Below are 13,240 nucleotides of genomic sequence, written 5' to 3' on the forward strand. Positions count from 1 at the left end.
AACGGAGACAACAAATGCACAGGATCAAAGCCAGCCCCTTGACCCCCATCGCCGCCGCGCTGCTCGGCCTTCTGGCGCCGGCAGCGCAGGCGCAGGAGGCGGCCAAGAGCGAGAAGAACCAGCTGGAGCGCGTGGAGGTCACGGCCAACAAGCGCGTGGAGAAGCTGGAAGCCGTGCCGCTGGCCATCTCGGTGTTCACCGCCGAACGGCTGGAGCGCAGCAACGTGCGCTCGCTGGAGGACGTCATCGAGCTGACGCCGGCCCTGAGCGTCACCTACGGCACGACACCGGCCAACAACGGCCTGAACATGCGCGGCATCGGCACGTCGTCCATCGGCATCGGCGTCGAGTCCGACGTGTCGGTCATCATCGACGACATCCCCATGGGCGCCCAGTTCATGGCCTTCAAGGACCTGGCCGACGTGCAGCGCGTCGAGGTGCTGAAGGGCCCGCAAAGCACCTTGTTCGGCAAGAGCGCCATCGCCGGCGCCCTGCTGATCACGACCAAGCCCATCGGCAGCGCCATCCGCGGCGACGCCAGCACCCTCATCACCAACGACGGCGAGAAGCGGCTGCGCTTCTCGGTGGGCGGCGAGATCGCGCCCAAGCTCGGCATGCGCATCGCGGCTGCCGCCAGCGAGTTCGACGGCAACCTGAACAACCTGTCCACCGGCAAGAAGGTCAACGGCAGCAAGGACCGCACCTTGATGATGAAGCTGGCCTGGCACCCGACGGAGGACATCGACGTCGAGTTCACGCCCACCTACAACAAGACCCGCAACGACTGCTGCACCTTCGCGCTGACCAGCTTCGGCACCAACAACCAGCTGGCCGGCTATCAGAACGGCGTCGCCGCCCTGCCGGCCACGACGCTGCTGGCCGGCATCACGCCCGGCCCCACCAACCGGGACATCCGCATGGATTCGCCCACGGGCATCGAGTCCGAGATCAAGGGCGCGGCCCTGCGCATCAACTGGGCCATGCCCAATGGCATGACGCTGACGTCGATCACGTCCGCCCAGCGCTACACGGCCAACGACTACCGCGACCAGGACTTCACCGACGTCCACACGCTGCTGTACTACCCGATCACCGCGGGCAAGTCCACCCAGGGCCGCGACGCGGGTTACGTGCAGTACGGCACCTACCTGATCGACTCCAAGACGCAGGAGCTGCGCCTCACGTCGGCGGACGAAGGCAACTTCCGCTACGTGGCCGGCCTCTGGTGGGCCAGCAACGCCATCGACCGCACCTTCGTGCGCGGCTTCGACGGCATCGCGCTGTCCACGCCCATCGCCTACTTTGGCGACACCTCCAACCGCAACACCGCCCTGTTCGGCCAGGCCACGTGGGAGTTCACGCCCGGCTACACGCTCGTCGCCGGCCTGCGCCAGAACCGCCAGGTCTCGGGCTACTCGCTCACCCTCGGCAACCCGCCGCCCGCCACGTTTACGCCGACGGCCACCTACACCAGCCGCGGCAACAAGGAAGACTCCACGACCGGCAAGCTCAGCCTGCAGCACCAGTTCACGCCCGGGCTGATGGGCTACGTGATGACGTCGACCGGCTACAAGGGCAAGGCCTACGACATCACCAGCGGCCTGACCGCCGCAACGGCCGCCCAGCAGCCGGTGCCTTCCGAATCGGCCCGCCACTGGGAGCTGGGCGCCAAGGGCAACTTCTTCGGCAACCGCCTGACGGTCAACCTCGCCGTCTTCAACACCAAGTTCAGGGACTACCAGCAGAACTCCGGCGGCTACCTGCCCGGCACGACGACTTATGTGACGCGCCTGAGCAGCATCGGCGGCGTGCAGACGCGCGGCGTGGAGCTGGACGTGGCGGCCCTGGTCACGCCCAACTTCATCGTCAACGCCGACGTGGCCTACACCAAGGCCACCGTGTCCGACTGGCCCAACGCGCCCTGCTACAACGTGGCGGGCTCGCCCAACGGCGGCTTCAACCTCGAGTGCGTGCGCAACAACCCTGCCTACGGCGGCCAGAACACGCAGGACGTGACGGGCGGCACCATGCCCAACGCGCCGAAGTGGAAGCTGGGCATGTCCGGCCGCTACGACGTCGCGCTGCCGGACGGCCCCTTCAACCTGTTCTTCAGCGGCAACCTGCGCCGCCGCACCGGCGTGCTGACCAACATCAACCAGGATCCGACGCTGGCCGCGCCGGCCATCACCGTCGTCAACGTCGGCTTCGGCGTGAAGGACAAGGGCGGCAACTACCAGCTGGGCTTCTACGTCAACAACCTGTTCGACCGCCACTACGCCAACACCGGCTACAGCGGCCTGGGCACCTGGCGCGTGAACCCCGTCAACAGCGGCGCCTCGTACGCGCACACGACGTGGACGCCGGCCCGCGACGCCTTCAGCTACATGGCTGTCCGGCTGGACGTGAAGTTCTGACCATGAACGCCGGCGTCTCGGATCTCTTCGACCTCGGCGGCCGCACGGCCGTGGTCACCGGCTGCAACACCGGCCTGGGCCGCGCGATGGCCCTGGGCCTGGCCCAGGGCGGCGCCGACATCGTCGGCATCAACCGCTCCGACCCTGGTGGCCTGGGCGACGAGGTGGCGGCCCTGGGCCGGCGCTATGTCGACCTGCGCACCGACCTGGGCAAACGGCCCGACGCGCAGGGCCTGATCGAGGAAGCCACGGGCCTGAACGGCCGCATCGACATCCTCGTCAACAACGCCGGCGTCATCCGCCGCCGCGCCGCCATCGACTTCAGCGAAAGCGACTGGGACGACGTGATGGCGGTCAACCTCGGTGCCGTCTTCAAGCTCTCGCAGGCGGCGGCGCGGCGCTTCGTGGCCCAGGGAGGCGGCGGCAAGATCATCAACGTCGCGTCCATGCTGTCGTTCCAGGGCGGCATCCGCGTGCCGTCGTACACGGCCAGCAAGAGCGGCGTGCTGGGGCTCACGCGCGCGCTGGCCAACGAGTGGGCGGCACTGGGCATCAACGTCAACGCCATCGCGCCGGGCTACATGAGCACCAACAACACGGCCGAGCTGCGTGCCGACGCCGAGCGCAACGACGCCATCCTCGCGCGCATCCCCGCCGGCCGATGGGGTGCGCCGGCCGACCTGCGCGGTGCCATCGTCTTCCTGGCCTCGCACGCGTCCGACTACGTGCACGGCCACACGCTGGCCGTCGACGGTGGCTGGCTGGCGCGCTGACCGCGAACTGCCGGCGCCCGGCCCGCGCTGGCGCGGCCCGGCCGACAAGAACAGCATCGCGGCCGTCCACCACGTCTTCGCGCTGCTCAACGCCGTGGCCGACTGCCGCGGCGCCCTGACCTGGCAACTGGCCGCGCAGGCCGAGCTGTCGCCCCGGGTGGCCGAACGCGTGCTGCGCACGGCCGCCGGCCTGGGCTACCTGCACGCGGACGGCGATGCCTGGACGCTGACGGCACGCGTCTTCGAGCTCGGCGCCCGGGCGCTGCGCAGCCCGGACCTGCTCACCGTCGCCGAACCCGCCATGCGCGCACTGGCCGACGCGACGGGCGAGCTGGTGCAACTGGGCCTGCGCGACGGCGGCAACATCATCCACGTGCACCGCGCCGAGTCGCGCGACGCACTGGGGCTGTCAACGCCGTTCGGGTACCGCGAGCCGCTGCGGCAGTGCGCCCTCGGCCTGGCCGTGCTGGCCTGGGATGCGACGCCCGGCCCGGACGCCGAACTGCAAGCCATCCGCGCGCAGGGCTACAGCGTGTTGCGCCTGCCGCACCTGTGCAGCGTCGCCATGCCCCTCTTCGACCACCACGACGAGGCCATCGCCGGCCTGGCCCTGCACGTGCCGGCCAGCCGGCTGCGGGGCGACACTCTCGCCACACTGGCACCGCGCCTGCGCGCCGCCGTCAATGCGATCTCGCTGGGCCTGGGCTGCACCCACCTGCCCGCGAATCGTCAAGCGGCTGCGTGAAGCGGCGCGGCGGCGTCCGCGACACTGGTGCCCTGCCCCCCAGCCGTTGACCACGACATGACCCAAGCCCTCATCGAACGACTCACCGCCTGCCATCGCAGCGGCGCCAGGCTGAACGCCGCCGACTGGATCGACACCGTGCGCGACGAAGCCGATGCCTATGCCGTGCAGGAGGGCGTGGCCGCGGCGCTGGGCTGGCCGCTGGACCGCTGGAAGTCCGGCGGCGCGAGTGCGCAGGGGCCGTTCAGCCATTCGCCGGTGAACCCGGTCAACAGCACGGCGCCGCTGGGCGTCGAGGCCGAGGTGGCGCTGCGCATCGGCCCGGATGGCGCCGCCGACGCGATGTGCATCGCCGTCGAGCTGGTCGCCTCGCGCTGGGCGGAAGGCCTGGCGGCACCCGCGCTGCTGCGCATGGCCGATCACCAGTCCAACGCCGGGCTGCTGCTGGGCCCCTGGCAGCCGTTCAAGGCGCTGGACTGGGCCCAGCTCGAATGGCGCCTGGCCATCGCCGGCCAGCCGGACATCGTGCGGCGCGGCGGGCATTCGCTGGCCGACCCGGCGGGCGTGCTGCCGGCCTGGCTGAAGCACGCCACCCGCCACGGCCGCGCGCTGCCGGCCGGCACCGTCGTGACGACGGGTGCCTGGGGTGGGTTGCATCCCACAACCGGTGTCGCCCACGGCACGCTGAGCATCGACGGCCTGGGCGAGTTCGCGTTCTAGAAAAACCGCTGCATCGCCCACTCGCGCAGCGGCGTGAACAGCAGCGCAAAGCCCAGCACGTTCAGCACCACCATCAGCCAGAAGAGACGGCGAAAGGCCGGCTTGGCGCTCTTGTGGCGCAGCAGCTCCTGCGCGAGCAGCGCGCCCGGCCAGCCGCACAGCAGCGCCAGGCCGTGCAGCGTGTTCTCGGCCACGCGCCAGCCACCGCGCTGGGCGGCGCGCTTGTCCAGCGCGTAGGTGATGAAGGTCGCCATGCTCATCGCCGAATAGGCGCCCCAGGCCGCGTTCGGCAAACCCCACAGCAGGTGGCAGCCCAGCACGAAGACGGCGAAGGCCGGGATCAGCAGCACGACGCGACCGTGGTCGCGGGCCGTCGGGATGGGCGGCATCGGGCGCGGCGCCAGGCTCTGCACGTCCAGCGCCCGGCGTTTGCCCTGGTTGTCCTGGCCTTCGCGGTAACTCAGTCGCTCGCCGACGAAGGGCCTGTGGGGTCGCAAGCCGAATGCCTTGATGTGGACGAAGACCTTGGGCCCGCCGCCATCGGGCGTGATGAAGCCATAGCCCTTGGCGTCGTCCCACTGGGTCAGCACGCCCTTCATCGCACGGTGTCCGTCAGGTTGGCCTTCAACGCCGCGATGGCGTGGCGGACCTTGGCCGGCTGGGCGTCGCGCTGCGGCGTCAGCGCCCACACGGGCAGCTCGGGCAGCGCGAGTTCGGTGTCCAGCCGCAGCAGGCGGCCGGCGGCGACGGCGTCGAGCACGTCCTCGTCACCCAGCGCCGCCACGCCCAGCCCGGCCTCGCACAGCTGCTGCAGCGTCAGCTGGTTGTTGCTGGTGTAGCGCGGCTGCACGCTGAACTCGCTGCCGGGCAGTCGGCGGGCCTGGTCGGTGCCGTCCTGCAGCATCAGCCAGTCGGCCGCATGAAGCGCCTCCAGCGTAGCCGGCACGCCGCGCTGGGCCAGGTAGGCCGGCGCCGCATACAGGCTGGTGTGCAGCGTGCCGATGCGCTGGGCCACCCACTGGCTGTCCGGCAGGCGACCGAAGCGCACGGCCAGGTCGATGCGGTGCTCGACGAGATCGGTGAGGCCGTCTTCCACCTGCAGGTGCAAGCGCAGGCCCGGGTGGGCCGCCAGCAGCGACGCGAGCGCCGGGCCGATGCGGCGGCCAAAGCCCACCGTCATGGCGATGCGCAGCTCACCCTCGGGCGCATCGCGCAGCTGCAGCAGTTGCGCCTGCGCCGCTTCAGCCGCGGCCACCATGGCCGCGCAGCCGGCGTGGAAGCGCTCGCCGGCCGGCGTCAGGCTGAGCTTGCGCGTGGAGCGGTGCAGCAGCGTCACGCCCATGTCCTTTTCCAGCGCCCTGACCTGCTGGCTGACGGCCGAGGTGCTGGTGCGCAACTGCCGCGCGGCGGCGGCAAAGCTGCCGTGGCGCACGACGGCGGCCAGGACGGCCATGCGTTTGAGTTGGTCGAGCATGAAGTTTTTCTAAACAGTTCTGGCGATCAAGGCCGTCTTATCAAGGCATTGTGAAGCAAGAACAATGACTCAATCGCAACCTGACAGATGGAACAGACCATGAAGATCGCCCTGATCGGTGCCACCGGCTTTGTCGGCAAGGCCGTGCTGGAAGAACTGCTGAACCGTGACCACCAGGTCCGCGCGCTGCAACGCGACGTGGCCAAGCTGGCCGCCCGCCCCGGGCTGGACGTGCGCGCCGTGGACGTGCTGGCCGGTGGGGAGCTGGCGGCCGAGCTGGCCGGCGTGGACGCCGTCGTCAGCGCCTTCAACGCCGGCTGGGGCAACCCCAACCTGCACGACGACTTCCTGCTTGGCAGCGACGCCATCGCCGACGCGGCGCGCGCGGCCGGCGTACGCCTGCTCGTCGTCGGCGGCGCAGGCAGCCTGTTCATCGCGCCGGGCCAGCAGCTGGTCGATTCGCCAGCCTTCCCCGCCGAATGGAAGTCGGGCGCGCTGGCCGCCCGTGAGGTGCTGAACCGCCTGCGCGCCGACAAGACCGGCCTGGACTGGACCTTCGTGTCGCCCGCCATGCACCTGGCGCCGGGCGCGCGCACCGGCCAGTTCCGCCTCGGTGGCGAGGAGCCGGTGTTCGACGCCCAGGGCGAGAGCCACCTCAGCGTGGCCGACCTGGCCGTGGCCATCGTCAACGAGCTGGAAGCGCCGCAGCACCGCCGCGGCCGCTTCACCGCGGGTTACTGAACCGCCGGCGAGATTCGATACATCAGCACGCCATGCGGCGCCACGGTGCCGCCATGGCGCCCGCTGACGCCCTTGGCCTTCTTGCCGGACCACAGGTCATGCACATCGGCCTTGAGCTTGGCGGGCAGGTCCAGCTGCTCCCAGCCGACGGCCATGTCGGCCGGCTTGTCGCCGCGGTTGAACAGCACGGCGGCGCGGTCACCGCCCGCCAGCGTGCGCACCCAGATCTCCAGGTCGCCCTGGCGCCAGATGCGGCGGCCCTGGCGACCGAGCGGGTCCTGGTCGACCTTGATGACCTCCGCGTTGGTCAGGATGCGCCGCGTGTCGGCGTCCATCTTGGCCATGTCGTTGCCGGCGATCAGCGGCGCGGCCAGCATGGCCCAGATCGAGAAGTGGCTCTCGTACTCGGTCGTCGTCATGCCGCCGTTGCCGACTTCCAGCATGTCGGGGTCGTTCCAGCCGTTGGGCGCCGCGTCGGCCCACAGGTCGGCGTTCATGTCGATGATGTCCAGCAGGCCGTGCGACCACTCCTTCTTGCCCTTCCAGGCGTCCCAGATGTCGCCCGTCGTGCGCCACAGGTGACCGATGGGCGCGGCCCAGCGGCCGGGTTGGCTGGAGCCCCATTCGCAGATGGACAGCACGATGTCGCGGCCCGACTCGCGCAGCGCCTTGGCCATGATGGTGTAGGCCGCCTCGGGGTTGCGCGGGCCGGTGTAGCACCAGTCGTACTTCAGCCAGTCCACGCCCCATTTGGCGTACTGCCGCGCGTCCTGGAATTCATGGCCCGCGCTGCCGGGCCGGCCGCCGCAGGTCAGCGCGCCGGCGTCGGAGTAGAGGCCGAACTTCAGGCCCTTGCTATGCACGTAGTCGGCCAGCGCCTTGATGCCCGACGGGAAGCGCTCGGGGTCGGCCTGGATGTTGCCGTCGGCGTCGCGGCTCTTCTGCCAGCAGTCATCGATGACGATGTAGGTGTAGCCGGCGGCCTTCATGCCGGAGGCCACCATCGCGTCGGCCTGTTCGCGGATCAATTTCTCGCTGACGTTGCAGGCGAACTTGTTCCACGAGTTCCAGCCCATGGGCGGCGTGGGCGCGAGCTTTGGCTTGGCGGCGTCGAGCTTGAGCGTTTCATGGGGGGCTGCCTGGGCGTACAACGCCAGGCAGGTCGACAAGGCCAGCAGCGCGCGGCCCGGCCAGGTGGCAGTCATGGCGAACTCCTCAGACGGTGCCGCGGCGAGCTTCCAGCTCGGCGCGGATCTCATGCATGCGCTTCTCCGTCAGGAAGTAGCGCGAGACGATGTACAGCGCGACCAGCAGGCCGCAGATCGGGATGCCGGACAGGAAGATGCGGATCAGCAGCAGTGCATCCTCGCCCTGCACCGGCAGCTTGGCGTTGAAGCCGGTGAACATCAGCACCCAGCCCGACGCGCCGTTGCCCAGGGCCAGACCCACCTTGGAAATCCACGAGCCGCAGGCCGCGAACGAGCCCTCGCGGCGCTGGCCGCTGCCGAGTTCGTCGTGGTCGATGATGTCGGCCATGGCCGAGCCGTAGATGGTCCAGAAGCCCGCGCCGATGAAGGCCACGCCGCCGCTGGCGAACAGCTGCAGCCAGGGCAGCTGCGGGTTGTAGAAGAACCAGTCCCCGATGAAGGCCACGATGCCCAGCACCAGCACCGTCATCAGCGCGTTGCGCTTGCCCCAGTGCCTGGCCACCCAGCCGGCGAAGACGATGCCGACCAGGCCGCACACGAGGCCGGCCATGCCCATCAGGGAGTTCCACTTCGTGGCCTCCACGACGTTGCCGCCGCAGACGTAATAGACCGTCGCGTAGTAGCCCAGCAGGCCCACCATGGACGTCGCCATGTTGTAGGCCAGCATGGTGCCCAGCATCTGGCGGAAGGGCTTGTTCTTCAACGTGCGGTACAGCGTGTCCTTGAAGGGCACGCGCTGCCTGCCGCGCGCGACGACGCTCTCGTAGTAGCGCTCGCGCGTCAGCAGGAAGATGGCGACGGAGACGGCCACCATGATGCCGCCGAGGATGGCGGTGTAGACCTGGGCGCCCAGCAGGATGTCGGGCTTGCCGCTCGCGTCGTTGAAAAAGGCCAGCGTCGTGAACTGCGCGGCCACGAACATCGCCAGCTCGGGGAGCTTCTGGATCGCGTTCTTCCACGACATGACGCGCGTGCGCTCGTGGTAGTCGGGCGTCATCTCCGCGCCCAGGCTGTTCCAGGGCATGTTGAAGCAGCTCATGACCGGCACGTACAGGCAGGTCGACACCAGCATGAAGACGAAGTACTCGCTGTCCGTCCAGCCACGGCCCACCGCGAACATCAGCGGCAACCCGATGCCGGCCAGCACGCCGCCGACCAGGATGAAGGGCCGCCGGCGCCCCCAGCGCGTGCGGGTGTTGTCGGACAGCCAGCCGAACAGCGCGTCCGAGGCGGCATCGACCGCGATCTTCAGGAAGATGACCGTCGAGATCAGCCCCGGCGCCACGCCCAGGAAGACGTTGAAGACGTGGAAGGCCAGCGACTGGTAGAGCCAGTGGCCCCACATGTCCAGGAAGGAGCCCAGGCCGAAGCCGATCTTCTGCGGCACGGGCACACGGTCGCGCGCGGATGCCGGGGCCGGCGTGGCCGCGGGGGCGCTGGCAGCACCAGGCATCAAAGGCGCGGCGGCCCCTTCTGGATCGGCAATCACCACTGTCTCCTTCGCCGCCTGCAAGACGCGGCGGCGTTTTTAGTAAACAGCGAGATTTTCGTTCGACGAACGAACCAACGAGAAGCGGTGCAAACACCTAGGCGGCCGCGCCGCCGCGCGCAGCGGGTCAGCCCGCCGCGGTCGCCGGGCGCCGGGCGCGCGCCTTGACGGGCACCGCCTCGGCGGCGGGCAGCACCGAGCTTTCGCGCACGACCAGCTCTACCGGCAGCGAGGCCTCGGTCGGCGCGGTCTCGCCCTCGATCAGCGCGCGCGCGGCCAGATGGCCCAGCGCCTCCTTGTCCATCTTCACCGTCGACAGCGGCGGCTTGCTGCGCGCCGCGTCCTCGATGTCGTCGTAGCCGATGAAGCGGATGTCCTCGGGCACGCGCAGGCCCAGCTCGTGGCACAGGTCCATCGCGTGCAGCGCGGTCGAGTCGTTATAGGCAAAGATGGCGTCCGGCGGCTGCGGCAAAGCCAGCAGGCGGCGCAGCGCGTCGCGGCCGGCGTCGCGGTATTCCAGCGCCGGGTCCAGCGTGACCTCGTAGTCGGGGTCGAACAAGCGGCCGGCCTCGAACAGCGCGCGCCGAAAGCCCTTGGCCCGCAGCGACACCGAGTAGTGGATGAGCGGGCCGAAGATGGCCGCCACGCGCTGCGCGCCACCATCCAGCAGATGCTTGGTGGCCAGCCAAGCGCCCAGCAGGTTGTCGTCGTTGACGCAGCGCACGCCGGGGTAGAAATGGTCCACCAGCACCAGCGGCAGCTCGCAGCGGCGGATGGCCTCCATGGCCTCGGGGTCGAAGTAGCCCGCGCCCAGCAGCGCGTCGGACTCGTGCCGGCGCACCTGGCCGGCCACGTCATCGCCGGCCACCACGGACATGATGCTCAGCGGCACGCCGGCCTCGCGGCAGGCCGTCTCGGCGCCATGCAGCACATAGGAATAGAAGGGGTTGTTGGCCAGCGAGCCGATGCTGCGGCTGTACAGGAACAGGATGCGGCGCGGCTTGCCGGTGCGCAGCTTGGCCGTGTCATAGCCCAGCCGCTGCGCCACCGCCAGCACCTCGGCGCGGGTCTCTTCCGACAGCCCGGGCTGGCCCTTCAGCGCCCGCGACACCGTCCCGATGGACACCCCGGCGGCCTGGGCCAGCTCGCGAATCGTCACGCCACGCTTCTCGGCCATCACCCCAGCTCCCGCGTCTGTTTAGCACCGCTCATGAAAAGGATTGTGGCATTGGCGGGCAGACCTGCTGGAACACCCTGATAACCGCCATTGTTCACTAAACACGTTATGTTGCTTAGAATATTTTCATGTCCCCTGCCGTCATCGCCGTCCTCGGCGAAGCCCTGATCGACGAGTTCCACGACGGCCCGGTGGCCGGCGGTGCGCCGTTCAACGTCGCGCGTTCACTGGCGGCGCTGGGCGTGCCGGCGCTGTTCATCAGCCGCATCGGCGCCGACGACGACAACGGCCGCCTCGTGCTGCAGAGCGCCAGGCGCTACGAACTGGCGGACCAAGGCATCCAGCGCGACGCCGGCCATGCGACCGGCCGCGTCAGCGTGCATGAGTCGCCGGGCGGCGGCCACAGCTTCGAGATCCACGGCGACGCGGCCTGGGACCATCTGGATGCCGGGCTCGGCCGTGAGGCGCTGGCTGCCGTGCCGGCGTCGGTCATCTATTTCGGCAGCCTGGCGCAGCGCCATCCGGCGTCTCGCGCGGCGCTGCGCGCCCTCGTCAAGCCCTTCGCCGGCCTGCGCCTGCTGGACCTGAACCTGCGCCCCGGCACGGACACGCCGCAGCTGGCCGCCGAGTCGCTGATGCTGGCCGACTGGGTCAAGGTCAACGACGACGAACTGGCGCGGTTGGCCGGCTGGTTTGCCGACGCGACGGCCCATGAGGCGGCGCAGATCGCCGCGCTGATGGACCGTTTTGCACTGCAGCGCCTGGTGCTGACCCGTGGCGCGGAAGGCTGGCGCTTCTACGGCCCCGGCGGCGAGTTGCTGGCCCATGGCGCGGGCCTGCTGCAGCCGCGGCTGGTCGACACGGTCGGCGCGGGCGACGCCTTCACCGCGCTGCTGCTGGCCGGCCTGGCGCTGCAGCGCGAGCTGCCGGCCACGCTGGCGCTGGCCAACCGCTACGCGGCCTTCATCTGCGGCCTGCGCGGGCCGCTGCCCACCCATCCCCAAGCCCTCGCCGCCTGGCGCGACGCGCTGCAAGCGCTGCCGCCCTCCTCCCCCTGATCCCGCTCCGGACTGCCCGCCCCATGGACCTGACCCCACCGCCCACCCTCCGCCCCTCGCTGGCCGACCTCGTCGCCCCGCCGGCCGGCTCGCCCATGCACCGACGCGACTTCCTGTTCGGTGCCGGCACGTCGTCGTACCAGATCGAGGGCGCGGTGCACGAGGACGGCCGGCTCGAGTCCATCTGGGACCGCTTCAGCGCGACGCCCGGCAAGGTGCTGCGCGGCGAGAACGGCGACGTGGCCTGCGACCACTACCACCGCTTCGAGCAAGACCTGGACATCCTGAAGCGGCTGGGCGTCGACGCCTACCGCTTCTCCATCGCGTGGCCGCGCGTCATGAACGAGGCCGGCCAGCCCAACAGCCGCGGCATCGATTTCTACAAGCGCCTGCTGGATGGCTTGAGCGAGCGCGGCATCCGCGCCTTCGTGACGCTGTACCACTGGGACCTGCCCCAGCACCTGGAAGACAAGGGCGGCTGGCTGAACCGCGAGACGGCCTACCGCTTCGCGGATTACGCCGACCTGATGAGCCGCGAGCTGGGTGGCCGCGGCGTGGCCGCCTGGACCACGCACAACGAGCCCTGGTGCTCGGCCTACCTGGGCTATGGCGACGGCCACCACGCGCCGGGCCTCAAATCCAACCGCTGGGCCGCCCAGGCCATGCACCACCTGCTGCTGGGCCACGGCCTGGCCTTGCCGATCCTGCGCGCCAACGACCCGACGGCGCTGCACGGCATCGTCGCCAACTGTGCGCCGGGCTACGCCGACAGCGACACGGCCGCGGACCGCGACGCGGCGGCGCTCTTCGAGACCTACCAGAACCGCTGGGTGCTGGACCCGCTGCTCAAGGGCGAATACCCGGCCGACCTGTGGCGGCTGTGGAAGGGCTGCGAGCCGCTGGTGCTGCCCGGCGACATGGACCTCATCAAGCAGCCCATCGACTACCTGGGCATCAACTTCTACAGCCGTGCCGTGCTGCGCTCCAAGGGCCCGGACACCATCGACTGGGTGCGCCACCCCGACGTCGAGCGCACGACGATGGACTGGGAGGTCTACCCGCAGGGCCTCCAGGATCTCTTCGAGGCCTTCAAGCGCGACTACCCCAACCTGCCGCCGCTCTACATCACCGAAAACGGCATGTCGAGCGACGACAAGATCAGCGCCGGCGAGGTCGACGATCTGCAACGCCAGGCCTACATCAAGGCTCATTTCGCGGCCTGTTCGCGGGCCATGGAAAACGGCGTCGACGTGCGCGGCTACTTCATCTGGTCGCTGCTGGACAACTTCGAGTGGGCCTTCGGCTACGAGCGCCGCTTCGGCCTCGTGCATGTGGACTTCGACACCCAGCAGCGCACGCTCAAGCGCAGCGCGCTGGCCTATGCCGACTTCCTGCGCGAGCGCGCTGCGGGATAGCGCCCATGCGCCGGGCGGAGCGCGTC

General features: G+C 69.8%; 12 protein-coding genes. 7 read left to right on the forward strand and 5 right to left on the reverse strand.

Going from position 1 to position 13,240, the window contains the following annotated elements:
- The first annotated feature begins 14 nt into the window (after positions 1 to 14).
- The 4 genes from AC1D29_RS23095 to AC1D29_RS23110 are packed head-to-tail and all read left to right on the forward strand — an operon-like array spanning position 15 to position 4,652.
- Positions 15 to 2,414, forward strand: a complete 2,400-nt coding sequence (locus tag AC1D29_RS23095; RefSeq protein ID WP_477901853.1) for a TonB-dependent receptor — start codon at positions 15 to 17, stop codon at positions 2,412 to 2,414.
- Positions 2,415 to 2,416: 2 nt separating this feature from the next.
- The gene (kduD, locus tag AC1D29_RS23100) at positions 2,417 to 3,187 is read left to right on the forward strand and encodes a 2-dehydro-3-deoxy-D-gluconate 5-dehydrogenase KduD (protein ID WP_477901854.1); all 771 of its coding nucleotides are present in this window, start codon (positions 2,417 to 2,419) and stop codon (positions 3,185 to 3,187) included.
- On the forward strand, positions 3,168 to 3,932 hold the full coding sequence (locus AC1D29_RS23105; protein WP_477901855.1) for an IclR family transcriptional regulator: 765 nt from the start codon (positions 3,168 to 3,170) through the stop codon (positions 3,930 to 3,932). The genes kduD and AC1D29_RS23105 overlap by 20 nt, the downstream gene beginning before the upstream one ends.
- 57 nt (positions 3,933 to 3,989) lie before the next feature.
- Positions 3,990 to 4,652, forward strand: coding sequence for a 2-keto-4-pentenoate hydratase (locus AC1D29_RS23110; RefSeq protein WP_477901857.1), 663 nt, complete (start codon positions 3,990 to 3,992; stop codon positions 4,650 to 4,652).
- On the opposite strand, the gene AC1D29_RS23115 is transcribed toward AC1D29_RS23110, so the two are convergent.
- Positions 4,649 to 5,251 (reverse strand): DUF1294 domain-containing protein, encoded by a 603-nt coding sequence (locus AC1D29_RS23115; protein WP_477901859.1) that lies wholly within the window; start codon positions 5,249 to 5,251, stop codon positions 4,649 to 4,651. The two genes, AC1D29_RS23110 and AC1D29_RS23115, sit on opposite strands and share 4 nt — an antisense overlap.
- Positions 5,248 to 6,126 carry a LysR family transcriptional regulator gene (locus tag AC1D29_RS23120; RefSeq protein ID WP_477901861.1) on the reverse strand — a complete coding sequence of 293 codons (879 nt, stop codon included), beginning with the start codon at positions 6,124 to 6,126 and terminating at the stop codon, positions 5,248 to 5,250. Before AC1D29_RS23120 ends, AC1D29_RS23115 begins: the two co-directional genes overlap by 4 nt.
- A gap of 99 nt (positions 6,127 to 6,225) precedes the next feature.
- On the opposite strand from AC1D29_RS23120, the gene AC1D29_RS23125 reads away from it, so the two are divergent.
- Positions 6,226 to 6,867: an NAD(P)-dependent oxidoreductase gene (locus AC1D29_RS23125; protein ID WP_477901863.1), complete on the forward strand. Its 642-nt coding sequence runs from the start codon at positions 6,226 to 6,228 to the stop codon at positions 6,865 to 6,867.
- On the opposite strand, the gene AC1D29_RS23130 is transcribed toward AC1D29_RS23125, so the two are convergent.
- From AC1D29_RS23130 to AC1D29_RS23140, 3 genes are all read right to left on the reverse strand, one after another.
- Positions 6,861 to 8,072 (reverse strand): glycoside hydrolase family 27 protein, encoded by a 1,212-nt coding sequence (locus tag AC1D29_RS23130; protein WP_477901865.1) that lies wholly within the window; start codon positions 8,070 to 8,072, stop codon positions 6,861 to 6,863. The genes AC1D29_RS23125 and AC1D29_RS23130 overlap by 7 nt on opposite strands.
- Before the next feature lie 10 nt (positions 8,073 to 8,082).
- Positions 8,083 to 9,564, reverse strand: coding sequence for an MFS transporter (locus AC1D29_RS23135; protein WP_477901867.1), 1,482 nt, complete (start codon positions 9,562 to 9,564; stop codon positions 8,083 to 8,085).
- A 127-nt stretch (positions 9,565 to 9,691) separates the two neighbouring features.
- Positions 9,692 to 10,741: a LacI family DNA-binding transcriptional regulator gene (locus AC1D29_RS23140; protein ID WP_477901869.1), complete on the reverse strand. Its 1,050-nt coding sequence runs from the start codon at positions 10,739 to 10,741 to the stop codon at positions 9,692 to 9,694.
- A gap of 128 nt (positions 10,742 to 10,869) precedes the next feature.
- Here AC1D29_RS23140 and AC1D29_RS23145 point away from each other — a divergent pair, with 128 nt between their 5' ends.
- Both AC1D29_RS23145 and AC1D29_RS23150 read left to right on the forward strand, forming a co-directional pair.
- Complete coding sequence (locus AC1D29_RS23145; protein ID WP_477901871.1) at positions 10,870 to 11,799, forward strand: PfkB family carbohydrate kinase; 930 nt, start codon at positions 10,870 to 10,872, stop codon at positions 11,797 to 11,799.
- A 23-nt stretch (positions 11,800 to 11,822) separates the two neighbouring features.
- Positions 11,823 to 13,214: a GH1 family beta-glucosidase gene (locus AC1D29_RS23150; RefSeq protein WP_477901873.1), complete on the forward strand. Its 1,392-nt coding sequence runs from the start codon at positions 11,823 to 11,825 to the stop codon at positions 13,212 to 13,214.
- The last annotated feature ends 26 nt before the right edge of the window (positions 13,215 to 13,240 follow it).

This window comes from Roseateles sp. P1_C6 (genome assembly GCF_056406315.1).

Bases quoted from the DNA above. Each gene is read 5' to 3' on its own strand.
- AC1D29_RS23095 (WP_477901853.1), top strand. From the start codon at position 15: ATGCACAGGATCAAAGCCAGCCCCTTGACCCCCATCGCCGCCGCGCTG.
- kduD (WP_477901854.1), top strand. From the start codon at position 2,417: ATGAACGCCGGCGTCTCGGATCTCTTCGACCTCGGCGGCCGCACGGCC.
- AC1D29_RS23110 (WP_477901857.1), top strand. From the start codon at position 3,990: ATGACCCAAGCCCTCATCGAACGACTCACCGCCTGCCATCGCAGCGGC.
- AC1D29_RS23115 (WP_477901859.1), bottom strand. From the start codon at position 5,251: ATGAAGGGCGTGCTGACCCAGTGGGACGACGCCAAGGGCTATGGCTTC.
- AC1D29_RS23120 (WP_477901861.1), bottom strand. From the start codon at position 6,126: ATGCTCGACCAACTCAAACGCATGGCCGTCCTGGCCGCCGTCGTGCGC.
- AC1D29_RS23125 (WP_477901863.1), top strand. From the start codon at position 6,226: ATGAAGATCGCCCTGATCGGTGCCACCGGCTTTGTCGGCAAGGCCGTG.
- AC1D29_RS23130 (WP_477901865.1), bottom strand. From the start codon at position 8,072: ATGACTGCCACCTGGCCGGGCCGCGCGCTGCTGGCCTTGTCGACCTGC.
- AC1D29_RS23140 (WP_477901869.1), bottom strand. From the start codon at position 10,741: ATGGCCGAGAAGCGTGGCGTGACGATTCGCGAGCTGGCCCAGGCCGCC.
- AC1D29_RS23145 (WP_477901871.1), top strand. From the start codon at position 10,870: ATGTCCCCTGCCGTCATCGCCGTCCTCGGCGAAGCCCTGATCGACGAG.
- AC1D29_RS23150 (WP_477901873.1), top strand. From the start codon at position 11,823: ATGGACCTGACCCCACCGCCCACCCTCCGCCCCTCGCTGGCCGACCTC.